Source organism: Catellatospora sp. IY07-71 (assembly GCF_018326265.1).
GTDB lineage: Bacteria > Actinomycetota > Actinomycetes > Mycobacteriales > Micromonosporaceae > Catellatospora.
Window position 1 is genome coordinate 413,350 of the sequence record NZ_AP023360.1, and the last position, 22,380, is coordinate 435,729.

At 71.5% G+C, this 22,380-nt stretch carries 22 protein-coding genes; 9 read left to right on the forward strand and 13 right to left on the reverse strand.

The genetic code is table 11. The features are described from left to right. The first annotated feature begins 15 nt into the window (after positions 1–15). The 4 genes from CS0771_RS01850 to hutH are packed head-to-tail and all read left to right on the forward strand — an operon-like array spanning position 16 to position 5,313. Positions 16–1,215 carry an allantoate amidohydrolase gene (locus CS0771_RS01850; RefSeq protein ID WP_244870545.1) on the forward strand — a complete coding sequence of 400 codons (1,200 nt, stop codon included), beginning with the start codon at positions 16–18 and terminating at the stop codon, positions 1,213–1,215. Continuing rightward, the gene (locus CS0771_RS01855; RefSeq protein WP_212845562.1) at positions 1,215–2,594 is read left to right on the forward strand and encodes a formimidoylglutamate deiminase; all 1,380 of its coding nucleotides are present in this window, start codon (positions 1,215–1,217) and stop codon (positions 2,592–2,594) included. The genes CS0771_RS01850 and CS0771_RS01855 overlap by 1 nt, the downstream gene beginning before the upstream one ends. Then, positions 2,582–3,781, forward strand: a complete 1,200-nt coding sequence (hutI, locus tag CS0771_RS01860) for an imidazolonepropionase (protein WP_212839506.1) — start codon at positions 2,582–2,584, stop codon at positions 3,779–3,781. The genes CS0771_RS01855 and hutI overlap by 13 nt, the downstream gene beginning before the upstream one ends. Beyond that, complete coding sequence (hutH, locus tag CS0771_RS01865) at positions 3,778–5,313, forward strand: histidine ammonia-lyase (RefSeq protein ID WP_212839507.1); 1,536 nt, start codon at positions 3,778–3,780, stop codon at positions 5,311–5,313. Before hutI ends, hutH begins: the two co-directional genes overlap by 4 nt. A 154-nt stretch (positions 5,314–5,467) precedes the next feature. Here hutH and CS0771_RS01870 read toward each other — a convergent pair whose 3' ends face one another. The 5 genes from CS0771_RS01870 to murI form a co-directional block, all read right to left on the reverse strand. Further along, positions 5,468–6,667 carry an FAD-dependent oxidoreductase gene (locus tag CS0771_RS01870; protein ID WP_212845563.1) on the reverse strand — a complete coding sequence of 400 codons (1,200 nt, stop codon included), beginning with the start codon at positions 6,665–6,667 and terminating at the stop codon, positions 5,468–5,470. Positions 6,668–6,814: 147 nt separating this feature from the next. Beyond that, a complete protein-coding gene (rdgB, locus tag CS0771_RS01875; protein WP_212839508.1) occupies positions 6,815–7,438 on the reverse strand; it encodes an RdgB/HAM1 family non-canonical purine NTP pyrophosphatase in 624 nt (207 codons plus the stop codon). Further along, positions 7,435–8,211, reverse strand: coding sequence for a ribonuclease PH (gene rph / locus CS0771_RS01880; protein ID WP_203753550.1), 777 nt, complete (start codon positions 8,209–8,211; stop codon positions 7,435–7,437). Before rph ends, rdgB begins: the two co-directional genes overlap by 4 nt. An 18-nt stretch (positions 8,212–8,229) precedes the next feature. Then, on the reverse strand, positions 8,230–8,976 hold the full coding sequence (locus CS0771_RS01885) for an MBL fold metallo-hydrolase (protein ID WP_212839509.1): 747 nt from the start codon (positions 8,974–8,976) through the stop codon (positions 8,230–8,232). Continuing rightward, positions 8,973–9,767, reverse strand: coding sequence for a glutamate racemase (gene murI, locus CS0771_RS01890; protein WP_212839510.1), 795 nt, complete (start codon positions 9,765–9,767; stop codon positions 8,973–8,975). The genes CS0771_RS01885 and murI overlap by 4 nt, the downstream gene beginning before the upstream one ends. A 167-nt stretch (positions 9,768–9,934) precedes the next feature. Between murI and CS0771_RS01895 the strand changes: the two genes are divergently transcribed. Further along, positions 9,935–10,429, forward strand: coding sequence for a hypothetical protein (locus CS0771_RS01895; RefSeq protein ID WP_212839511.1), 495 nt, complete (start codon positions 9,935–9,937; stop codon positions 10,427–10,429). Between the two features lie 153 nt (positions 10,430–10,582). Here CS0771_RS01895 and CS0771_RS01900 read toward each other — a convergent pair whose 3' ends face one another. The 5 genes from CS0771_RS01900 to clpS form a co-directional block, all read right to left on the reverse strand. Beyond that, positions 10,583–11,548, reverse strand: a complete 966-nt coding sequence (locus CS0771_RS01900; RefSeq protein ID WP_212839512.1) for a PLP-dependent cysteine synthase family protein — start codon at positions 11,546–11,548, stop codon at positions 10,583–10,585. Positions 11,549–11,672: 124 nt separating this feature from the next. Beyond that, positions 11,673–11,987, reverse strand: coding sequence for a MoaD/ThiS family protein (locus CS0771_RS01905; RefSeq protein ID WP_212839513.1), 315 nt, complete (start codon positions 11,985–11,987; stop codon positions 11,673–11,675). Positions 11,988–12,047: 60 nt separating this feature from the next. After that, on the reverse strand, positions 12,048–12,563 hold the full coding sequence (locus CS0771_RS01910; protein WP_239126114.1) for a Mov34/MPN/PAD-1 family protein: 516 nt from the start codon (positions 12,561–12,563) through the stop codon (positions 12,048–12,050). A 58-nt stretch (positions 12,564–12,621) separates the two neighbouring features. Continuing rightward, positions 12,622–13,134: a DUF2017 domain-containing protein gene (locus CS0771_RS01915; RefSeq protein WP_203753528.1), complete on the reverse strand. Its 513-nt coding sequence runs from the start codon at positions 13,132–13,134 to the stop codon at positions 12,622–12,624. 10 nt (positions 13,135–13,144) lie between these two features. Beyond that, positions 13,145–13,447: an ATP-dependent Clp protease adapter ClpS gene (gene clpS / locus CS0771_RS01920; RefSeq protein WP_203753525.1), complete on the reverse strand. Its 303-nt coding sequence runs from the start codon at positions 13,445–13,447 to the stop codon at positions 13,145–13,147. A gap of 120 nt (positions 13,448–13,567) precedes the next feature. Between clpS and CS0771_RS01925 the strand changes: the two genes are divergently transcribed. The 4 genes from CS0771_RS01925 (at position 13,568) to CS0771_RS01940 (ending at position 18,831) form a co-directional block, all read left to right on the forward strand. Further along, entirely contained in the window at positions 13,568–14,920 is a 1,353-nt protein-coding gene (locus CS0771_RS01925; RefSeq protein ID WP_212839515.1) for a nicotinate phosphoribosyltransferase, read from the forward strand. 130 nt (positions 14,921–15,050) lie between these two features. Beyond that, a complete protein-coding gene (locus CS0771_RS01930) occupies positions 15,051–15,623 on the forward strand; it encodes an isochorismatase family protein (RefSeq protein WP_212839516.1) in 573 nt (190 codons plus the stop codon). A gap of 121 nt (positions 15,624–15,744) precedes the next feature. After that, positions 15,745–17,379, forward strand: coding sequence for a glycosyl hydrolase family 18 protein (locus tag CS0771_RS01935; RefSeq protein ID WP_212839517.1), 1,635 nt, complete (start codon positions 15,745–15,747; stop codon positions 17,377–17,379). 162 nt (positions 17,380–17,541) lie between these two features. Next, positions 17,542–18,831 carry an MFS transporter gene (locus tag CS0771_RS01940; protein ID WP_212839518.1) on the forward strand — a complete coding sequence of 430 codons (1,290 nt, stop codon included), beginning with the start codon at positions 17,542–17,544 and terminating at the stop codon, positions 18,829–18,831. Between the two features lie 262 nt (positions 18,832–19,093). Here the strand turns inward: CS0771_RS01940 and CS0771_RS01945 are convergent, their stop codons facing one another. The 3 genes from CS0771_RS01945 to CS0771_RS01955 all read right to left on the reverse strand — a co-directional run bounded on the left by CS0771_RS01945 (position 19,094) and on the right by CS0771_RS01955 (position 22,309). Beyond that, positions 19,094–19,891, reverse strand: a complete 798-nt coding sequence (locus CS0771_RS01945; protein ID WP_212839519.1) for an Fpg/Nei family DNA glycosylase — start codon at positions 19,889–19,891, stop codon at positions 19,094–19,096. Between the two features lie 189 nt (positions 19,892–20,080). Next, entirely contained in the window at positions 20,081–21,805 is a 1,725-nt protein-coding gene (gene ctaD, locus CS0771_RS01950; protein WP_212839520.1) for a cytochrome c oxidase subunit I, read from the reverse strand. A 216-nt stretch (positions 21,806–22,021) separates the two neighbouring features. Next, positions 22,022–22,309, reverse strand: a complete 288-nt coding sequence (locus CS0771_RS01955; protein WP_212839521.1) for a hypothetical protein — start codon at positions 22,307–22,309, stop codon at positions 22,022–22,024. Positions 22,310–22,380: the final 71 nt, after the last annotated feature.

The following is a 22,380-nucleotide window of genomic DNA, read 5'->3' on the forward strand; positions in this document are numbered from 1 at the left end:
TGGCGAGGGGGCGGCGTGAGCGGGTTCGCGGAGTTGTGGGCGGAGATCGCGCCGGTCGGGCGGGACGCGCAGACCGGCGGGTACCTGCGGTATGCGTACGCCCCGGCGGAGCAGGCCCTGCGGGCCTGGTTCCTGGACCAGGCCCGCGCGCGGGACCTCCTGGTCGAGGAGGACGGCAACGGCAACGTGTTCGCCTGGTGGGGTGACCCGTCGGCCGGGGACGCCGTGCTGACCGGCTCGCACCTGGACTCGGTGCCGCACGGCGGCGCGTACGACGGCCCGCTCGGCGTGGTCAGCGCCCTGCTGGCGGTGGACGCGCTGCGCGAGCGCGGGGTGCGGCCGGTCCGGCCGATCGGCATCGCCGTGTTCGCGGAGGAGGAGGGCTCCCGGTTCGGGCTGGCCTGCCTGGGCTCGCGGCTGCTCGCGGGCGCGGTCGACCCGGCCGCCGCGGCGGCGCTGACCGACCGCGACGGCGTCACCCTGGACGAGGCCATGCGGGCGGCGCTGGGCCACGGCCCGCGCGGCGCCCGCCCGGACCTGCTCGCCCGGATCGGCTGCTACGTCGAACTGCATGTGGAACAGGGCCGCGCGCTGCTCGACCTGGACCGCGCCGTGGGCGTGGCCAGCGCCATCTGGCCGCACGGCCGCTGGCGGCTGGACTTCACCGGCGAGGCCAACCACGCCGGCACCACGCTGATGGCCGACCGGCGCGACCCGATGCTGACCTTCGCGGCGACCGTGCTGGCCGCCAACGAGCAGGCCAAACGGCTGGGCGCGCACGCCACCGTCGGCCGCGTGCAGGTCTACCCCAACGCCACCAACGCCATCCCCGGCAAGGTCAGCGCGTGGCTCGACGCCCGCGCCGACTCGACGGAGACGGTGGAGCAGGTCGTCGCCGCCGTACACCTGCACGCCCAGGCCCGGGCCGCCGAGGACGGCACCACGGTCACCCTGACCGCCGAGTCGGTCTCCCCGGAGACCGAGTTCCACGGCGGCCTCCGCGACCGCCTGTCCAAGCTCCTGGACGGCGCCCCCATCCTGCCCACCGGCGCGGGCCACGACGCGGGCGTCCTCAGCGCCTTCGTCCCGACGGCGATGCTCTTCGTCCGCAACCCCACCGGCGTCTCCCACTCCCCCGCCGAGCACGCCCCCGACGCCGACTGCGAGGCCGGCATCGCGGCCCTCGCCGCGGCCCTGGAGGAACTCGCGTGCTGATCCACTGCCAGTACGCCTGGCTCCCCGGCGGCATCGCTCCCGACGTGACCCTGGAACTCCGGGACAGCCGCGTGGTCCGCGTGTGCCACCCCCAAGATCGCGTCGATCTTGCGCGAAGTGTTAGGGATATGCCCGCTAAGGGCGTGTCGCACCCACAGTTCACGCAAGATCAACGCACTTCAGGGGCCGCGTCGGGGGCCGAGTATCGCGCCGGGGTGACGATGGCGGGGTTTGCCAACGCGCACTCTCACGCGTTTCACCGGGCTCTGCGGGGGCGGACCCATGGGGACCGGGGGAGCTTCTGGACCTGGCGGGAGCAGATGTACCGGGTCGCGGCGGCGCTGGATCCGGACTCGTACTACCGGCTGGCGCGCGGGGTCTACGGGGAGATGGTGCTGGCGGGGATCACGGCCGTGGGCGAGTTCCACTACCTGCACCACGGGCCGGGAGGGGTGCCTTATGCGAATCCCAACGCGATGGGTGAGGCGCTCGTCGCCGCGGCGAAGGATGCGGGGCTGCGGATCACGTTGCTGGACACGCTGTATCTGACGGCGTCGGTGGACGGGAAGCCGCTGGAGGGGCCGCAGCTGCGGTTCGGGGACGGGGATGCGCTGCGCTGGGCGGAGCGGGTGGATCTGCTGGCCGAGCAGCCGCATCTGCTGACGGGCGCGGCGATCCACTCGGTGCGGGCGGTGCCGCCGGCGCAGATGTCGACGGTGGCGGCGTGGGCGGCGGGGCGGCCGCTGCACGCGCACGTGTCGGAGCAGCGCGCGGAGAACGAGGCCTGCCTCGCCGAGCACGGGCGTACGCCGACCGAGGTGCTGGCGGACTTCGGGGCGGTGCACGAGATGTTCACGGCGGTGCACGCCACGCACCTGACGCACAACGACATGGCGCTGCTGTCGGCGTCGTACGCCTGCTTCTGCCCGACGACCGAGCGGGACCTGGGCGACGGCATCGGCCCGGCGCGGGCCCTGGCCGACGCCGGGACGCGGCTGACCTTGGGCAGCGACAGCCACGCGGTCATAGACTTCTTCGAGGAGTCGCGAGCCCTGGAGCTGCACGAACGCCTCGCGACCGAGCAGCGCGGGCACTTCACCGCAGTCGAGTTGCGGGCCGCGGCGACGGCTGCCGGGCACGCGAGCCTCGGCTGGCACGACGCCGGCCGGATCGAGGTGGGCGCGCGCGCCGACCTGGTGACGGTGGCACTGGACAGCCCGCGCACCGCCGGGATCGACCCCGAGGGCGTGCTGTTCGCGGCGAGCCCCGCCGACATCACCCACGTGCTGGCCGACGGGCGGGAGGTCGTCCGGGACGGGCGGCACACCGGCATCGACGTGGCCCGCGAGCTGCAGGAGGCGATCACGTGTCTCTTCTGATCACCGGCATCGGCGAGCTGACCACCAACGATCCCGAGCTGGGCATCCTGCGCGACGCCGCGCTGGTGGTGGACGGCGACCGGGTGGCGTGGGTCGGCCCGGCCGCGGGGGCGCCCGCCGCCGACGAGCGCCTGGACGTACGCGGCGCGGCCGTGCTGCCCGGCTTCGTCGACAGCCACAGCCACCTGGTGTTCGCCGGGGACCGGGCGCCGGAGTTCGCGGCGCGGATGGCCGGCGAGCCGTACACGGGCGGCGGCATCCGCACCACGGTGGCCGCCACCCGCGCGGCGACCGACGACCAGCTGCGCGCCAACGTGGCCCGGCTGGTCGGCGAGGCGCTGCGGCAGGGCACCACGACCATCGAGATCAAGAGTGGGTACGGCCTCAGCACGCTCGACGAGGCTCGCTCGGTGCGGATCGCCGCGGAGTTCAGCGACGAGGTCACCTTCCTCGGCGCGCACGTGAAACCGGCGGAGGACGCCGACGGCTACGTCGACGAGGTGACCGGCCCGATGCTGGACGCCTGCGCGAAGTACGCGGGCTGGGTGGACGTGTTCTGCGAGCGGGGCGCGTTCGACGTCGCCGAGTCGCGGCGGGTGCTCCAGGCGGGCATCGCGGCGGGCCTGCGTCCCCGCATCCACGCCAACCAGCTCACCATGGGCGGCGGTGTGCAGCTCGCCGTCGAGCTGGACTGCGCCAGCGCCGACCACTGCACCCACCTGTCCCCCGCCGACGTGGACGCACTGGCGAACTCGAACACGGTGGCCACGCTGCTGCCCGGCGCGGAGTTCTCCACCCGCGCGCCCTGGCCGGACGCGCGCCGCCTGCTCGCCGCCGGGGTGACCGTGGCGCTCGCGACGGACTGCAACCCCGGCTCGTCGTACACCTCGTCCATGCCCTTCTGCATCGCCCTGGCGGTGCGGGACATGAAGCTCACCCCCACCGAGGCGGTCTGGTCGGCCACCAAGGGCGGCGCCCTCGCGCTGCGCCGGCTCGACCTCGGCCACCTCGCCCCGGGCGCGTCCGCGGACCTGATCGTCCTGGACGCCCCCTCCCACCTGCACCTGGCCTACCGGCCCGGCGTGCCGTTGATCAACACCGTGGTAAGGAAGGGCACCCTCCAATCGCTTTCCGTCGAGGAAGGTGCCCTTCTTAACCCCTCTCCGCACAAGGGAGTGCTGTCATGACCGTCATCGTCGAACCCACCGGCATCGCCCCGGGCGACGTCGCCGCGGTGGCCCGCGCCGACGCGCAGGTCGCCATCAGCGACGCCGCCATCGCGGCCATGCAGGCCAGCCGCGCCATCGTCGATGACATCGAGCGCGACGGCCGCCCCGTGTACGGCGTCTCCACCGGCTTCGGCGCGCTGGCCAACACCTTCATCGCACCCGAGCGCCGGGCCGAGCTGCAGCACGCCCTGATCCGCTCGCACGCCTCCGGCGTCGGCGCGCCGATGCCCCGCGAGGTCGTGCGCGCGATGATGCTGCTGCGCGTACGCTCCCTCGCGCTCGGCCACTCCGGCGTACGCCCGCTCATCGCGCAGGCGCTCGTCGACCTGCTCAACCACGACATCACCCCGTGGGTGCCCGAGCACGGCTCGCTCGGCGCGTCCGGCGACCTGGCCCCGCTGGCCCACTGCGCGCTGGCGCTGATGGGCGAGGGCTGGGTGCTCGGCAAGGACGGCGCGCGGCTCAACGCGGCCGACGCGCTGCACGCCGCCGGGCTGACCCCGATCACGCTCAGCTCCAAGGAGGGCCTGGCGCTGATCAACGGCACCGACGGCATGCTCGCCATGCTGCTGCTGGCCTGCGACGACCTCGGCCACCTGTGCACCATGGCCGACATCACCGCGTCGCTGTCGATCGAGGCCATGCTCGGCACCGACCGGCCGTTCCACCCGTCCATCCACGAGATCCGGCCACATCCCGGCCAGGGCGCCAGCGCCGCCAACATGTACCGGCTGCTGCAGAACTCCTCCATCATGGACAGCCACCGCGACGACATGGCGCACGCGGTGCAGGACGCGTACTCGATGCGCTGCGCCCCGCAGGTCGCCGGCGCGGCCCGGGACACGCTGGAGTTCGCCCGCACCGTCGCCGCCCGGGAGCTGGTCAGCCTCGCCGACAACCCGGTGGTGCTGCCCGACGGCCGCGTCGAGTCGACCGGCAACTTCCACGGCGCGCCGCTCGGCTTCGCCGCCGACTTCCTGGCCATCGCCGCCGCCGAGATCGGCTCGATCAGCGAGCGCCGGGTGGACCGGCTGCTCGACGTGTGCCGCTCCCGCGACCTCCCGCCGTTCCTCAGCCCCGACGCGGGCGTCAACTCCGGCCTGATGATCGCCCAGTACACGGCGGCCGGCATCGTGGCCGAGAACCGCCGCCTGGCCTCCCCCGCGAGCGTGGACACCATCCCCACCTCGGGTATGCAGGAGGACCACGTCAGCATGGGCTGGGCCGCCGCCAAGAAGCTGCGCACCGTCCTGGACAACCTCACCAGCCTGCTCGCGGTCGAGCTGCTCGCCGCGGTCCGCGGCCTCCAGCTGCGCGCCCCCCTGGTCCCGTCCCCCGCCGGCCAGGCCGCCATCGCCGCGATCACGCCCATCGCCGGCGAGCCCGGCCCCGACGTCTTCCTCGCCCCGGTCCTGGAACAGATCCGCGCCGTCGTAGCCGGCAACACCCTCCTCGACGCCATCGAGTCCAAAACAGGCCGCCTCGCCTAACCACCCCACGCCACGCCGCCCCGCCCGCCCCGCGCTCACCAGGTGCGTCGATCTTGCGTGAACTGTGGGGATGACACGCCCTAATCGGGCATATCCCTAACACTTCGCGCAAGATCGACGCGATCTTGGCGGGCCGCAGCGCGGGCTGGGTGGGTCAGGTCAGGTGTTCGGGGCGGAGGCCGATGCCCATGGCGCGGGCCGGGAGGGCCTGGAGGGCGGGGAGGCGCTGGAGGAGTTTGATGACGGCGGGGGCCGTGGGGGGTGCGTCGGAGCGGAGGACGGTGCCGACGACGCGCTGCTGGGCCAGGCGCTGGAAGCGCTGGGTGGCGCGGGTGGGCAGGCTGCGGCGCTCGCGGACCAGGTCCAGGTCCTCGGTACGCAGTGCGCCTGCCTTGATCTTCGGGCCGAGCAGGCGGGCGGTGGCGACCGCGTCCTGGACGGCGAGGTTGACGCCCACGCCGCCGACGGGGCTCATCGCGTGCGCCGCGTCGCCGATGCAGAGCACTCCGGGGGCGTGCCAGACGGGGAGCTGGTTCACGCGTACCGTCAGCAGTTTGATCTGGTCCCAGTCCTGCAGCTCGCCGACCTGGGCGGCCACCGGCGGGGCGAGTCTGGCCACGGACTCCCGCAGGTGGTCCAGGCCGGCCGCGCGGACGGTGTCGTAGCCGCCCTTGGGGATGACGTACGCGCACTGGTAGTACTCGCGGCGGTCGATGAGGATCATCAGCGCGCCCGCGCCGACCCGCAGCTCGAGCCGGTCGGGGTCGGCCGCCGGGCGGGACAGCCGGAACCACAGCACGTCCATGGGCGCGCCGTACTCGACCGGCACCAGCCCGGCCTTCTCCCGGATCACCGAGTCGCGCCCGTCGCAGGCCACCGTCAGCGGCGCGGTGACCCGCACCGGCTCCCCGTCCGGGCCGGTCGCGAGCACCCCGGTGACCGTTCCGGACTCGTCGCGCAGCAGGTCGACGGCCTCGGTGGAGCGCAGCAGCCGGAACGCGGGCAGCCGCGACGCCTCGTCGGCCAGCAGGTCCAGGAAGTCCCACTGCGGCAGGAACAGCAGGTAGTTGCGCGGCTTGGGCAGCCGGGTGAAGTCGGCCACCGGGTACGTCCCGTCGGCGAACGTCACGCTCATCCGGGCCTGCTTACGCCCCGGCAGCCGCTCGATCTTCTCCCCGAGCCCGAGCTCGTCGAGCAGGTTCAGCGTCGACGGATGGATCGTGTCGCCCCGGAAGTCACGCAGGAAGTCCTCGTGCTTCTCCAGCACCACGACCTCGATTCCCTGCCGGGCCAGCAACAACCCCAGCATCAACCCGGCCGGCCCACCCCCGACGACACAGACCTCCCCCGCCAGCGCCCTCTCCGCCACCTCACCCGCCCCCTGCCTAGCTCATGATCACGACGATCTTGCGCGAACTGTTGCTGTTATGCCGGTTTTGCGCGTGTCGCACCCACAACCCGCGCAAGATCGCCGCGGGAGAGGGGCGGGTCAAGGGGTGGGTTAGGCGAGGTTTTTGGCGATGACGGCGGCTAGGGCGCGGAAAGCCTTGCCGCGGTGGCTGATGGCGTCCTTTTCCGCGGGGGTGAGTTCGGCGTTGGTGCGGGTGTTGTTTTCGGCTATGAAGATGGGGTCGTAGCCGAAGCCGTTCTCGCCGCGGGGGGCGCGGATGAGGCGGCCGGTCATTTTGCCGCTGACCAGGTGTTCGCGGCCGTTGGGGGAGGTGGCGCCGCCGGGGAGGACCAGGGCTGCCGCGCAGACGAAGGAGGCGCCGCGGTGCTCGTCGGGGACGTCGCCGAGCTGGGCGAGGACGAGGTCCAGGTTGGCCTTGTCGTCGCCGTGGCGGCCGGACCAGCGGGCGCTGAACACGCCGGGCATGCCGTTGAGGGCGTCCACGGCCAGGCCGGAGTCGTCGGCGACGGTGGGCAGGCCGGTGTGCTTGGCACCCTCGCGCGCCTTGAGCAGCGCGTTCTCGGCGAAGGTCAGGCCGGTCTCGGGGACCTCGACGTACGGCGGGACGTCGTCGAGGCCGACCAGCTCGACCTTGAGCAGCTCGGGCGAGGCGGCCAGAATGCGGCGCAGCTCGTCGAGCTTCTTCGCGTTGCGCGTGGCGAGCAGCACCTTCATCGGCGGAACACCTCCAGCAGGCCGGCCGCGTCCAGGGTGGGCAGACCCAGCGTCTGCCGCTGCAGGGTGGTCAGCTGCTCGCAGCCGGCCACGCCCAGGTCGAGCAGGGCGTTGAGCTGCGCGCGGTCGAAGACGCCGTCCTCGCCGGTGCCCTGCACCTCGACGAACTCGCCGGTGCCCGTGCAGACCACGTTCATGTCCACCTCGGCCGTGACGTCCTCGTCGTAGTTGAGGTCCAGCCGCGGCTCGCCCTTGATGATGCCGACGCTGACCGCGGCCACCGAGCGGTGCAGCGTGGTCTCCACGGTCTGCTTGCGGGTCAGCATGTTCTTGGCGGCCAGCCAGCTCACCGCGTCGTGCAGGGCGACGTACGCCCCGGTGATGGCGGCGGTGCGGGTGCCGCCGTCGGCCTGGAGCACGTCGCAGTCGATGACGATCGAATTCTCGCCCAGCGCCCGCAGGTTGATGCAGGCCCGCAGCGCGCGGCCGATCAGGCGGGAGATCTCGTGCGTACGCCCGCCGATCTTGCCCTTGACGCTCTCCCGGTCCGAGCGGGTCGTCGTCGCGCGGGGCAGCATGGCGTACTCGGCGGTGACCCAGCCCTGGCCGCTGCCCTTGCGCCAGCGCGGCACACCCTCGGTGACGCTCGCGGTGCACAGCACGCGGGTGTTGCCGAACTCGACCAGCACGGATCCTTCGGGATGCATGCTCCAGTTACGGGTCAGCGTGACCGGCCGAAGCTGGTCGGGGGTGCGGCCGTCGGGTCTCGTCATGCCGTAAACCCTATGGGGTCAAACTTCGTACCGGGAACCGGGTCGGACGATCTCGACAGGCCCGGCGAACGTGGCGCTCGCGTTGTTCAGCGTCTCGGCCTCGGAGCCCCACGCGGTGACCAGGTGGGTCAGCAGCAGGCGCCGCACCCCGGCCTTGGTCGCGATCTCGCCCGCCTCGCCGCCGGTCAGGTGCAGGTCCGGCGGGTTGTCCACGCCGTCGAGGTAGCTCGCCTCGCACAGGAACAGGTCCGCGCCCTGGGCCAGCCGCAGCAGCGCGTCACAGCCGGCGGTGTCGCCCGAGTACGCCAGCACCCGGCCCTCGTGCTCCAGGCGCACGCCGTACGTCTCCACGGGGTGGTTGACCCGGTCCACGCTCACCTGGAACGGGCCGATGGGGAAGCTGCCCGGCTGCAGCGCGTAGAACGTGTAGATGTCGTCCAGCGGCCCCTCGTCGAGGCTGTACGCGGTCGCGATGCGCTCCGGCGCGCCGGCCGGCGCGTACACCGGGATCGGCGGGTACGGCCCGTCGGGGGCGTAGCGGCGCACCACCACGTACGAGCAGGCGTCGAGCATGTGGTCGCAGTGCAGATGGCTGAGCAGGATCGCGTCGACCGACTTCAGGCTGGCGTAGCGCTGCAGCGCCGACAGCGAGCCGGTGCCGAAGTCCAGCAGCAGCCGGAAGCCGTCTGCCTCCACCAGGTACGCCGAGCAGGCCGATTCCGGCCCCGGGAAGCTGCCCGCGCAGCCCAGCACCGTAAGTCTCATGCACTCGCTCCTGCGGGGTCCAGCGCGGTCCCGAGGAACCGCTTCGCCAGCCGGTCGAAGATCTCCTGGTCGCCGGTGCACAGCAGCTCGTGGTCCGGCGCCGGGGCGTCGTCCGGGCGCAGCAGGTCCCGTTCGACGAGCACTCGGTAGACGTCCCGCGCCGTCTCGTCCGCGCTCGACACCAGGGTCACCTGGTCCCCCATCACGAGGCTGATCACACCGGTGAGCAGCGGGTAGTGCGTGCAGCCCAGCACCAGCGTGTCCACCTGGGCCCGCTGTAGCGGCTCCAGATAGGCGCTGGCGAGGCCGAGCAGGGCCCGGCCGGAGGTGACGCCCCGCTCGACCAGCCCGACGAACTGCGGGCACGCCGCCGCGGTCACCGCGATGTGCGGCGCGGCGGCGAACGAGTCCTGGTACGCCCCGGAGTTGATCGTAGCGGTGGTGGCGATCACGCCGACCCTGCTGTTGCGGGTCGCGGCCACGGCACGCCGCACCGCGGGCCGGATCACCTCCACCACCGGCACGTCGTACCGCTCCCGCGCGTCGTGCAGGCACGCGGCGGAAGCGGTGTTGCAGGCGATGACGAGCATCTTCACGCCGCGCTCGACCAGCCGGTCCAGGCAGTCCAGGGCGTAGCGGCGCACGTCGGCGATCGGCTTCGGCCCGTACGGCACGTGTGCCGTGTCGGCCAGATAGACGGTCCGTTCATGCGGCAGCTGGTCGAGAATGGCGCGGGCCACCGTCAGCCCGCCGACCCCCGAGTCGAAGATGCCGATCGGCGCGTCCGTCACGCTGCGCAGCCTACTTGCCCGAGGCCCCTTCCGGGGAACGGTCGGTTCCGAGATGTCGCGAACGTGACACCGCTCTCACCCTGCCGTTACGGACGGTCGCCGCCGACCGTTGCACAGTGTGCACGGCCCGATCGGCGGGCAGGTCAGGCACGAGGACGGCGAGCACAGTGCGTACTGAGTCAGACTCCGAGCGCGACGCCGAGGGCGGGCTCGCCATCGCGGACCCCGCCAGCACCGCTGGCAACAGCGCAAACACGGCCCGTGACGACCACGCCATGGCTCCCGCCGCCCGCACCTCGCCCGACTACCAGAACGCGCGCGGCTCCGGCGGCCTGCGCAACGCCGTCTCGTCGCGCTTCCGCCTGCCCGGCGAGGACGACCCGTCCCCGCGCAGCGGCCGCCTGCTCGGCCTGTGCACGTGGGCCGCCGCGATGGCCTTCCTCGGCCTCATCCCCGGCGGCCGCCTCGCCTTCTCCCTCGCCCTGAACCTGGACCTGCCCCCCTGGTACGCCCCCGTCTCCCTCACCCTCGGCGTCCTCGGCGTCGCCGCCGTCGCGGCCGGCTTCTTCGCCGTCCACCGCCACCGCCTCCCCCTCTACCTCTTCACCGCCGCCACCCTCCTCCTCCTCACCAACCTGGTCCTCGTCTACACCGCCCTCTGACCGGCCCCCGCCTTTACTGCGTTGATCATGAACTTATGGCCGTGTTCGACGGCGTGTCGCTGCCATAACTTCATGATCAACACCATTTAGGCGGGTACACAGCAGCGAGCCCCGCGCGGCAGGGCTTGAGTTCTAGTGGTTGATGCGGGCGGGTCAGGCCCAGAGCTGGCCTTCGAGGGCGGACTCGGCATCGGCGAGGGTGCCGGTGTAGGCGCCCGTCGACAGGTACTTCCAGCCCGCGTCGGCGACCAGGAACGCCACGTCGGCGGCCTGGCCCTTCTTGGCCGCGTCGTGCGCCACGGCGAGCGCGGCGTGCGCCACCGCGCCGGTGGAGAAGCCCACGAACAGGCCCTCGACCTCGACCAGCTGGCGGGTACGCAGCACCGCGTCGCGCGTGCCCACCGAGAAGCGGCGGGTGAGCACGGACGCGTCGTACAGCTCGGGCACGTAGCCCTCGTCGATGTTGCGCAGGCCGTACACCAGCTCGCCGTAGCGGGGCTCCGCCGCGATGATCTGGATGTCCGGGTTCTTCTCCCGCAGGTAACGGCCGGTGCCCATGAGCGTGCCGGTGGTGCCCAGGCCGGCCACGAAGTGGGTCAGCGTGGGCAGGTCGCGCAGCAGCTCGGGGCCGGTCGTCTCGTAGTGCGCGCGGGCGTTCGCCTCGTTGCCGTACTGGTACAGCATCACCCAGTCCGGGTGCTCGGCGGAGATCTGCTTGGCGGTGGCGACGGCCTGGTTCGAGCCGCCCGCCGCCGGCGAGAAGATGATCTCCGCGCCGTACATCCGCAGCAGCTGGATCCGCTCGGTGGAGACGTTCTCCGGCATCACACAGACCAGGCGGTAGCCGCGCAGCTTGGCCACCATGGCCAGGGCGATGCCGGTGTTGCCGCTGGTCGGCTCCAGGATGGTGGCCCCGGGGCGCAGCCGGCCGTCGGCCTCGGCCGCGCGCACCATGTACGTCGCGGCCCGGTCCTTGACGCTGCCGGTCGGGTTGCGGTCCTCCAGCTTGGCCCAGATCCGCACCGGCGGCGCCCCCTCGGGCACCGTCGGGCTCAGCCGCGGCAGCCCGATCAGCGGCGTGTCCCCGCAGATGTCGAGCAGTGACTCATAACGCGCCATCGTCAGCTCCGTTCCACGCGAACCCTGGCGTCGATCTTGCGCGAACTGTTAGGGATATGTCCGCTATGGGCACGTCACACCCACAGTTCGCGCAAGATCGGCGCGGGAGAGAGGCCGTGAGAGGTCAGCGGCCCAGGACCGCGGCGGCGGCGGCGAGGCCGAAGGCGCCGCCGGCGACGGCGGGCAGGATCGTCACCGTGTCGCCGTCGCTGATCTTGGCGTCGAGGGAGCCGAGGAAGCGGACGTCCTCGTCGTTGACGTAGATGTTCACGAAGCGGTGCAGGCCGCCCTCGGGCGTGATAAGCCGGCCGCGCAGGCCGGGGTAGCTGCCGTCGAGGTTGGTGAGCAGGTCGGCGAGGTTGTCCCCGGCGCCGGAGACGGCCTTCGCGCCGCCCGTGTACGAGCGGAGGATGGTGGGGATGCGGACGTCGATAGCCATGGCGGAACACTCCTGAAGAAGAAAAAGTCGAACGGGACGGGCGGACCGGGATGAGTCAGCTCAGTGCTGACACTCGTAGTCCACCGTCGCCGGGCTCTGCCCGAACATGAACGACTGCACGGCGTGCGGGTCGCCGCTCTTCTCGATGCTCCGCATGGGGTCCATGCTCTCATCAACGAGCTGGACCGGCTCCTCGGACACCTGTCCGTCCACGATGCGGAACGAGCGGATCTCCGCCGTGTGCTCATCGCGGGTCGAGACCAGCAGATAGTGCGCGTTGGGCTCGCCGGCGTACGAGACGTCCGTGCGCGAGGGATACGGCTCCGTCGCCGTGTGCGAGTGGTAGATCACCACCGGCTCCTCGTCGCGGTCGTCCATCTCCCGCCAGACCCGCAGCTGCTCGGTCGAGTCGAACCGGTAGAACGTGGTGGAGCGCTCGGCGTTCTCCATGGGGATGTGCCGCAGCGGCGCGTCCGAGCCCACGGGACCGGCCACGACGCCGCAGGCCTCGTCCGGGTGGTCCCGGCGGGCGTGGGCGACGATCGCCTCGATGATCTCCCTGTGGATGGTCAGCACGGCGACCAGCCTACCGACCCGTGCCCGTGCGCGGACAGCCATGTGATCCGCCGCACGATCACCGGTTGTTGACCCCGATGATCGCGTCGAGCAGGGACTCCTGGAGGTAGCCCAGGTAGGAGTACACGCTGAGCTGGAAGACGCGCGCGGAGCCGGCGTCCTGCTCCAGGGCCTCCTCCAGTTCGTACTCCACCACGGTGTCGTCGGTCAGCTCCAGGCGGATGCCGAGCGCGAGCCGCGCGTCGTTGATGGCGCGCAGCCAGGCCTCGGCCGACTCGGCGTCCAGGCGCACCTCGCCCTTGCCGGCCTCGGGCAGCCCGGCCAGCACGGCCCCCGCCTGATCGATCTTGGCGGTCTTGAGGTCGCCCTCGGTGAAGCGGCGGAACTCGGCGGAGTCCTTGGCGTCGGCGGGGTAGACGTCGGGGAACAGGCGTTCGACGACAGGGTCCTCGCGGTCGAAGCCGTCGGTCAGCAGGCCGACGACCTCCTCGGCGACCTTGCGCAGCACCCGTACCTCGTCCTCACGGAAGTCCGCCACACACTCCGACCCGACCCGGCGGAAGATGGTCATGCGCGCTCGCTCACTGTCGGTCGACCGTGGCCCACAGCCCGTACGAGTGCAGCCTGGTGGCGTCGTGCTCCATGCGCTCGCGAGCGCCCGCGGAGACGACGGCACGGCCCTTCTGGTGCACGTCGAGCATCAGCAGTTCGGCCTTGTCCCTGCTGTAACCGAAGAGCTGCTGGAAAACCCAGGTCACATAGCTCATCAGGTTCACCGGATCGTTGTGCACGATGGTGACCCACGGTCGGGCGAACTCCGACGCTTCGTCTATGTCCGGTTTGTCGACCGGTACGGTCTGTGGGGCGGCGGTCACGTCCCCCATCCTACGAGTTGATTCCGGCAACACACAGGTACGGACGAGCCCATGCCGTGCCGAGATGTGGAGGACCATCCGGTACGGGGCAGGCCTCCGCAAGATCGGGCCGCACCATAGGCTGTCGGGATGCAAAAGACGGGTGCGGGAGCACCGGCGCTGCTGACGGACCACTACGAACTCACCATGATCAGCGCAGCGCTGCGCGACGGCACGGCCCACCGGAGCAGCGTGTTCGAGGTCTTCGCACGCCGGCTGCCGCAGGGCCGCCGCTACGGCGTGGTGGCCGGCACGGGGCGGCTGCTGGAGCAGCTCGCCGCCTTCACCTTTCCCCCGGACGAGGTCGACTTCCTGCGCCGCACCGGCGTGGTCGACGACGCGACCGCCGAGTGGCTGGCCGGGTTCCGCTTCTCCGGGGACGTCGACGGTTACGCCGAGGGTGAGCTGTTCTTCCCCAACTCCCCCATCCTGACCGTCTCCGGCACGTTCGCGGAGTGCGTGATCCTGGAGACGCTGCTCCTGTCCGTGCTGAACCACGACTGCGCGATCGCCGCGGCCGCGGCCCGCATGGTCACCGCGGCCCGGGGCCGCCCGCTGATCGAGATGGGCTCGCGCCGGGCGCACGAGGAGGCCGCCGTGGCGTCGGCGCGCGCGGCGTACCTGGCCGGTTTCGCCTCGACCTCGAACCTCGCCGCCGGGCTGCGCTACGGCATCCCGACCGCGGGCACCGCGGCCCACGCGTTCACCCTGCTGCACGACGACGAGAAGGCGGCGTTCGCCTCCCAGGTCGCGGCGCTGGGCGAGCAGACCACGCTGCTGGTCGACACGTACGACATCAGCCAGGGCATCCGCAACGCGATCGCGGTGGCCGGCCCCGGCCTGCGCGCGGTGCGCATCGACTCCGGCGACCTGTCGGTGCTGGCGGCGCAGTCGCGCGCACTGCTCGACGAGCTGGGCGCGCCCGACGTCAAGATCGTGGTCAGCGGCGACCTGGACGAGTACGCCATCGCCGCGCTCGCCGCCGAGCCGGTCGACGTGTACGGCGCGGGCACCGCGGTGGTGACCGGCTCCGGCGCGCCGACCGCTGGCCTGGTCTACAAGCTGGTCGAAGTGGACGGCCGGCCGGTGGTGAAGCGCTCGGAGAACAAGGCGACGGTGGGCGGGCGCAAGACGGCGTACCGCCGCCACAAGCCGACCGGGACCGCGGTCGAGGAGATCGTGCTGACCGGCGCGTCCGCGGTGACGGCCGACCCGCAGCCGGGCGACCGGCTGCTGCAGCGCCCGCTGGTCCGCGGCGGCGAGCCGGTCGCCGACCTGCCGACCCTGGAGCAGAGCCGGACCCACCTGCGCGACTGTCTGATCACGATCCCGTGGGAGGGTCTGAAGCTGTCCGCGGGCGATCCGGCGGTGCCCGTCACCGTGACCGCCGTCGCCCGCGATAGCGACCGCTCGGTGTCTTCCCGTAGCGAAGCGGAGGGATGACACCGATTAAGGTCGCGGTAGCCGGCGAGCATGAGATGGGCCACGTGATCGTTGCGCGGGGCAGCCGAACCGGAGCAGCATGAGGGGCGGTGGTGAGCGCACCACCGCCCAGCCGTCCGGGGAGGCCGCCATGTCCCGCGCACTGATCATCGTCGACGTGCAGAACGACTTCTGCGAGGGCGGATCGCTGCCGGTCACCGGCGGGGCCGCGGTCGCGGCGGCGGTGTCCGCGCACCTGGCCCAGGACGCGGCGGCCGAGCAGCGGCGCTGGGACCACATCGTGGCCACCAAGGACCACCACCAGGACCCGGGCCCGCACTTCGGCAACCCGCCGGACTACTCCGCCAGCTGGCCGGTGCACTGCGTCGCGGACACCCCCGGCGAGCAGTTCCACCCCGACTTCGACACCGAACGCGTCGACGCCGTGTTCCTCAAGGGTGAGTACGCCGCGGCGTACTCCGGCTTCGAGGGGGCGTGCAACGGGGAGAGCCTGACCGCATGGCTGCGCGCGCGGGACGTGACCGAGGTCGACGTGGTGGGCATCGCCACCGACCACTGTGTACGGGCGACCGCGCTGGACGCCGCGCGCGAGGGCTTCCGGACCACCGTCCTGCTCGACCTGACCGCCGGAGTCGCTCCGGAATCGACGGAGCGGGCACTCGGCGATCTTCGCGAGGCGGGCGTGGAGATCGTTAAAGCGTAACGAAATAGCAGTTCAGGGCTCCTTAAGAGAGGTTTTAGGCAAGCGCTCTTCCTTTTTAAGGAAAGTTAACTTAATGTTTGGCGCCATCGGGGGGATAGGTGTCAATCACTAAGGGAGAGCCATGCTCAAATCAAGGGCCCGCCTGATAGCCGCAACCGCGGCCATGGTCGTCGCCGGTTCCATCGGGGCCGTGACCATGGCGAACGCGGCCGGCACCGTCACCGCCACCTACACCCAGACGTCCAACTGGGGCAGTGGCGCCGAGGGCAAGTACGTCATCAACAACGGCACCAGCGCCTCCGTGACCTGGACCGTCGTCTTCACGATGCCGGCCGGCACCTCCGTCACCTCCTCCTGGGACGCCGTCCTGACCGGCAGCGGCCAGACCCGCACCGCCACGGGCACCTGGAACGGCACGCTCGCCCCCGGCGGCAGCACGTCGTTCGGCTTCGTGACGTCCGGCTCGGGCACGCCCACCGCGTGCACCATCAACGGCGCCAACTGCGCCACCGGCTCCAGCCCGTCGGCGTCCCCGCCGGCGAGCCCGAGCGCCACCGCCTCGCCCCGGCCGAGCAACTCGCCGAGCAGCTCCCCGAGCAGCTCGCCCAGCCCGTCGACCAGCCCGACCAACCCCAACCCGGGCAAGAAGGTCATCGGCTACTTCACGAACTGGGCGCAGTACGGCCGCAACTTCCACGTGAAGAACCTGGTCAGCAGCGGCTCGGCCGCCAAGCTGACGCACATCAACTACGCGTTCGGCAACGTCACCAACGGCCAGTGCGTGATCGGTGACTCGTACACCGACTACGACCGCGCCTACTCGGCGGCCGAGAGCGTCGACGGCGTCGCCGACACCTGGGACGCCGGCGCGCTGCGCGGCAACTTCAACCAGCTCCGCAAGCTGAAGAAGCAGTACCCGAACCTGAAGATCGTGTGGTCGTTCGGCGGCTGGACCTGGTCCGGCGGCTTCGGCCAGGCCGCGGCCAACCCGACCGCGTTCGCCAACTCCTGCTACAACCTGGTCGAGGACCCGCGCTGGGCCGACGTGTTCGACGGCATCGACATCGACTGGGAGTACCCGAACGCCTGCGGCCTGTCCTGCGACAGCAGCGGCCCGCTCGCGTACCGCAACCTGATGCAGGCGCTGCGCAACCGCTTCGGCACCGGCAACCTGGTGACCTCCGCGATCACGGCGGACGGCAGCAACGGCGGCAAGCTCGACGCCACCGACTACGGCGCGGCCGCGCAGTACGTCGACTGGTACATGCCGATGACGTACGACTTCTTCGGCGCCTGGGCCGCCACCGGCCCGACCGCCCCGCACTCGCCGCTCACCTGCTACTCGGGCATCCCGCAGGCCGGCTTCTGCACCGAGGCGGCCATCGCCAAGCTGAAGAGCAAGGGCGTTCCCGCGTCCAAGCTGCTCATCGGCATCGGCTTCTACGGCCGCGGCTGGACCGGCGTGACCCAGGCGGCGCCCGGCGGCTCCGCCACCGGCGCGGCAGCCGGCACCTACGAGGCGGGCATCGAGGACTACCACGTGCTCAAGACCAAGTGCCCGGCCAACGGCACCGTCGGCGGCACCGCCTACTGCTACAGCGGCGGCCAGTGGTGGAGCTACGACACCCCGGCCACCATCCAGAGCAAGATGGCCTGGGCCAAGAGCCAGAGCCTGGCCGGCGCCTTCTTCTGGGACACGTTCGGCGACACCTCCAACGGTGAGCTGATCACCGCGATCAAGAACGGCCTTGCCTGATCCAGCAGGGCTTTTCCAGGCGGCCCGCCAGGAACCTCGGGGTTCCGGGCGGGCCGCCGCCTTTGTGCTCCGGTGTGATCGAGATGACCATCGCGGCGCCGACAACCACTGCCGCAAGGTCAGGGTGCTCGGGCAGGATGGCTGCCGGAGGTAAAGACCCAAATGACCATCGAGCCTTACCGCAAGATTCTCGGACTCCCCGGCGTACGCGCATTGCTGCTGGTGGGGTTGGTGGCTCGTGTCCCGGTCATCGCCACAGGCATCGTGCTGACCCTGCACGTGGTGAACACGCTGCACCTCGGCTTCGCCCAGGCCGGCCTCGTCGGCACCGCCTCCACCCTCGGCTCCGCGATCGGCTCCCCGCTGGCCGGGCGGCTGATGGACCGGCACGGGCTGCGTCCCGTGCTCGCCGTGACCACCGTCGCCCAGCTGCTGTTCTGGATCGCCGCGCCGCGGCTCGGATACCACGCCCTGCTGGCCGGCGCCCTCATCGCCGGGGTGCTCGCACTACCCGTGTTCAGCCTCGTCCGGCAGTGCCTGGCCGCGCTCGTCCCGGCCGACCAGCGCCGCCCCGGGTTCGCCCTGGACTCGATGGCGGTCGAGCTGTCGTACATGCTCGCCCCCGCCGCGGCCGTCGCCGCCGTCACCGCCTTCGGCAGCCGCCCCACCATGTACGCCGTCGGCATCGGCGTGGTCGGCGCGGGCCTGCTGCTGATCGTGCTCGACCCGCCGACCCGCTCCGCGGCCGAGGCGGACGCCGGGGACGCCGCCGTGCCGCGCCGCCAGTGGCTGCGCCCGCGCCTGTTCGCGCTGCTCGGCGTCAGCTCCGTGCTGACCTTCGTGCTCACCGCCACCGACCTCACCGTGATCGCCTCGCTCAAGGAGACCGGCCAGACCGGCTGGACCGGCCTGGTCATCGCCGTCTGGTGCGGCTACTCCCTGATCGGCGGCTTCGTGTACGGCGCGCTGCACCGCAGCGTGTCGCCGCTGCTGCTGGCCGGTGGCCTGTCGCTGTTCACCATCCCCGTCGGCCTGGTCGGCGGCGGCTGGTGGTGGCTGCTGCTCGCGCTGATCCCGGCCGGGGTGCTGTGTGCGCCGTCGCTGTCGGCGTCCATCGACACCATGAGCAAGTGGGTGCCGTCCGGAGCCCGCGGCGAGGCGATGGGCCTGCACGGGACCGCGCTGACGGTCGGCGTCGCGGCGGGCGCCCCGTTCGCCGGCGCGATCATCGACGGGTACGGGCCGCACTGGGCGTTCGCCGCCACCGGCGCGGCGGGCCTGCTCCTGGTCCTGATCGCACTCCCCCTCTGGCGCCTGGCCGGCGCCGGCACCCGCCCCCGTCCCGCCCACAAGCCCGAGACGTCCGTCGACGCCGGGGTGATCCTCGCCGAGGCCCCCATCGCGGGCGCTGGAGCCACCCTCCCCTCCGTCGAGCCCGTCGCGCCCCGGTAACAGCCGCCACCCCGTGCGGCCTGCCCGCCGGTCCGCGATGATCGCTGTCTCGTGTCGAAATCTGCGCTCCAGCCCCACTTTGCGACACGAACCAGCGATCTTCGGCCACCGGACGTGGGCCGTCGGCTCCGCCTAGGGCCGCCACCTCCACGGAGATCGGTGTCTGGTGTCCAGATCTGCGGTCTGGCCAGAGGTTCCGACACGAAACGCCGATCATGGCCCAGGCCGCGTGGCCCAGGCCGCGGGACCGGGGCCGGGTAGCTCAGGTTGTGTGGTGGGTGGGCTGGCAGTGGGGGCACCAGTAGGTGATGCGCTCGCCCTCGCCGTCCTTGCTGATGGGCCCGGCACAGCGGCGGCAGGGCTGGGCGCGGCGGCCGTACACGTAGCTGGTCTCGCCGCGGCGCAGGGAGCCCGTGGTGGACTGGGTCCACCGGCCCCGGTTCGCGGACAGGAGGCGCTGGCCGAGCGTCACCATGCCGGGCAGGTCGGGCACGTCGCCGACGGGGGTCCACGGCCACACCCCACGCAGGAACAGCAGCTCGCATTTGTAGAGGTTGCCGATCCCGGCGAGGTTGCGCTGGTCGAGCAGCGCCTCGGCGACCGGGCGCGCCGGGTCGGCGGACAGCCGCCGGACCGCCTCGGCGGGATCCCAGTCGGATCCGAGCAGGTCCGGCCCGAGATGGCCGACCAGCTCCGCCTCCCGGTCGGTGGGCAGCAGCTTGAGATCGTGCAGGTGATAGCCGACGGCTACCGAGCCCGGTGTGCGCAGCACCACGCGGATCAGATGCGCGGGACGCCCGGTCCAGCGCTCGCCGGGGGCGTACACCCGCCAGGCGCCCTCCATCCGCAGGTGGGAGTGCAGGCTCACCGCACGCCCCTCCGGCGAGACCAGGCGCAGCAGCAGGTGCTTACCCCGGCTCGCGGACTCGGCCACGGTCCACCCGCCGAGGTCCACGGTGGCCAGCTGCGGCACCCGAAAGTCCGAGCCGGTCAGCACCGCGCCCAGCAACCCGTCACGCAGCACCTTGGCCGTGTTCCAGACGGTGTCCCCCTCCGGCATGCCCCTATCCTGCCCCAGCCCACCCCCCGCCAACCCCGCCCACGGCCCGCGCGGCCCCGCCGAACGAGATCGATCATGAAGTTAGGGCAGCGACACGCCGTCGAACACGTCCATAAGTTCATGATCAACGCACAGAAAGCGGGGCCCGGCCGCGGGGAGCGGCCGGGCCCCGGTGGGGCTGGTGAGGGCTTAGACCTCGTGGTCGCCGCCCTGCTTGCCGTGGGAGTAGCTGGGGGCCTCGATGACGGGGGCCTTGGTGCCGGTGGAGACGGCCAGGTGGGGGAACTTGGCGTCGAAGGCGGGGCGCTCGGAGCGGATGCGGGGCATCCGGTCGAAGTTGCGCAGCGGCGGCGGGCAGCTGGTCGCCCACTCCAGGGAGTTGCCGTGGCCCCACGGGTCGTCGACGGTGACCACCGGGCCGGTCCGGTACGACTTCCACACGTTGTACAGGAACGGCAGTGTGGAGGCGCCCAGGATGAACGCGCCGACCGTCGAGATCATGTTCAGCGCGGTGAAGCCGTCGGACTCCAGGTAGTCGGCGTAGCGGCGGGGCATGCCCTCCGCGCCGAGCCAGTGCTGCACCAGGAAGGTGGCGTTGAAGCCGATCACGGTCAGCCAGAAGTGCACCTTGCCGAGCTTCTCGTCGAGCATCCGGCCGAACATCTTCGGGAACCAGAAGTAGACGCCGGCGTACACGGCGAACACGATGGTGCCGAAGAGCACGTAGTGGAAGTGCGCGACGACGAAGTACGAGTCCGAGACGTGGAAGTCGATCGGCGGGCTGGCCAGCAGCACGCCCGACAGGCCGCCGAAGAGGAAGATCACCAGGAAGCCGAGCGAGAACAGCATCGGCGTCTCGAAGGTGATCTGCCCGCGCCACATGGTGCCGATCCAGTTGAAGAACTTCATACCGGTGGGCACGGCGATCAGGAAGCTGAGGAACGAGAAGAACGGCAGCAGCACCTGGCCGGTGGCGAACATGTGGTGCGCCCACACGCTCATCGACAGCGCGGCGATCAGCAGGGTCGCGGCGACCAGACCGGTGTAGCCGAAGATCGGCTTGCGGCTGAACACCGGGATGACCTCGGAGATGATGCCGAAGAACGGCAGCGCGACGATGTACACCTCGGGGTGGCCGAAGAACCAGAAGAGGTGCTGCCACAGCATGGGGCCGCCGGTGGCGGGGTCGAACACGTGCGCGCCGAGGCGGCGGTCGGCCAGCAGCGCCAGCAGCGCGGCGGCCAGCAGCGGGAAGACCATGATCACCAGGAGGCTGGTGACGAGGATGTTCCAGGTGAAGATCGACATCCGGAACATCGTCATGCCGGGCGCGCGCAGGGTCAGGATCGTCGTGATCATGTTGACCGCGCCGAGGATGGTGCCCAGGCCGGACAGCACCAGGCCGGCGATCCACATGTCGGCGCCGACGCCGGGCGAGTTGATCGCGTCGTTCAGCGGCGCGTACGCGAACCAGCCGAAGTCCGCCGCGCCACCCGGGGTGATGAAGCCGGCCGTGGCCAGGCTCGCGCCGAACAGGTACAGCCAGTACGCGAAGGAGTTCAGCCGCGGGAACGAGACGTCCGGCGCGCCGATCTGGATCGGCACGACGTAGTTCGCGAAGGCGAACACGATCGGCGTCGCGAAGAACAGCAGCATGATCGTGCCGTGCATGGTGAACAGCTGGTTGTACTGCTCCGGCGAGAGGTACTGCATGCCCGGCTGCGCCAGCTCGGCGCGCATGAGCAGCGCCATCAGGCCGCCGATCAGGAAGAACACGAAGGCGGTGACCATGTACATGATCCCGATCTGCTTCGCGTCCGTGGTGCGCAGCAGCCGTGCGATCGCGGAACCCTTGGTGAGCTTGCGCACGGGGTATGGCCGGGTCGCGATCGGCTGCGGTGCGACGGTGGTCACGTCTGGCCTCCTGTAGCTGGCCCGGCTGCCGCGGCGCCCCACTCTCGCGCCGCCACCCGGATTGATCATTCGAGGCGTACCTCGGAGGCAGAATAATCCTTCGCGAGGGGCCGCGGACCACGGGGTGCACCTGGCACGCCGGTTTATCCACGGGGACGGCCCGGCACCCTCCCCTCCGGAGGGCCGCCGGGCCGTCGCTCGTGGACCGCGCGCAGGTCAGCGAGTGCCCGCCGAGGCGCCGAGGTTGAACTCGATGGCACCGGCCGCGACCGCGCCCAGCGCCAGCAGGATCACGCCCCAGCCGATGAGCCGGTCGGCCGCGTTGATGCGGTGCAGCCAGCGCGAGAACCGGTTGCCGTTGCTGGTGGCGGTCCCGCCCAGCGGGTCGGTGGTCGTGGCCCCCGCGGGGTCCGGCGTGAGGGTCTTCACCACGGTCACCGTGGCTCCGGCCAGGACGAGCAGGGTGCCCAGCACGGCCAGCAGGCCGGCGATCCAGTCCTTCATGATCATCCTCCCCAGATAGGGATGCCGCCGGTCGGGGTGCCGGCGACGCCTCAGGTTAGTCCCGGCCCCGC

Bases quoted from the DNA above. Each gene is read 5' to 3' on its own strand.
- hutH (WP_212839507.1), top strand. From the start codon at position 3,778: ATGACCGTCATCGTCGAACCCACCGGCATCGCCCCGGGCGACGTCGCC.
- rdgB (WP_212839508.1), bottom strand. From the start codon at position 7,438: ATGAAGGTGCTGCTCGCCACGCGCAACGCGAAGAAGCTCGACGAGCTG.
- rph (WP_203753550.1), bottom strand. From the start codon at position 8,211: ATGACGAGACCCGACGGCCGCACCCCCGACCAGCTTCGGCCGGTCACG.
- CS0771_RS01885 (WP_212839509.1), bottom strand. From the start codon at position 8,976: ATGAGACTTACGGTGCTGGGCTGCGCGGGCAGCTTCCCGGGGCCGGAA.
- CS0771_RS01900 (WP_212839512.1), bottom strand. From the start codon at position 11,548: ATGGCGCGTTATGAGTCACTGCTCGACATCTGCGGGGACACGCCGCTG.
- CS0771_RS01905 (WP_212839513.1), bottom strand. From the start codon at position 11,987: ATGGCTATCGACGTCCGCATCCCCACCATCCTCCGCTCGTACACGGGC.
- CS0771_RS01915 (WP_203753528.1), bottom strand. From the start codon at position 13,134: ATGACCATCTTCCGCCGGGTCGGGTCGGAGTGTGTGGCGGACTTCCGT.
- clpS (WP_203753525.1), bottom strand. From the start codon at position 13,447: ATGGGGGACGTGACCGCCGCCCCACAGACCGTACCGGTCGACAAACCG.
- CS0771_RS01925 (WP_212839515.1), top strand. From the start codon at position 13,568: ATGCAAAAGACGGGTGCGGGAGCACCGGCGCTGCTGACGGACCACTAC.
- CS0771_RS01930 (WP_212839516.1), top strand. From the start codon at position 15,051: ATGTCCCGCGCACTGATCATCGTCGACGTGCAGAACGACTTCTGCGAG.
- CS0771_RS01935 (WP_212839517.1), top strand. From the start codon at position 15,745: ATGCTCAAATCAAGGGCCCGCCTGATAGCCGCAACCGCGGCCATGGTC.
- CS0771_RS01940 (WP_212839518.1), top strand. From the start codon at position 17,542: ATGACCATCGAGCCTTACCGCAAGATTCTCGGACTCCCCGGCGTACGC.
- CS0771_RS01945 (WP_212839519.1), bottom strand. From the start codon at position 19,891: ATGCCGGAGGGGGACACCGTCTGGAACACGGCCAAGGTGCTGCGTGAC.
- CS0771_RS01955 (WP_212839521.1), bottom strand. From the start codon at position 22,309: ATGAAGGACTGGATCGCCGGCCTGCTGGCCGTGCTGGGCACCCTGCTC.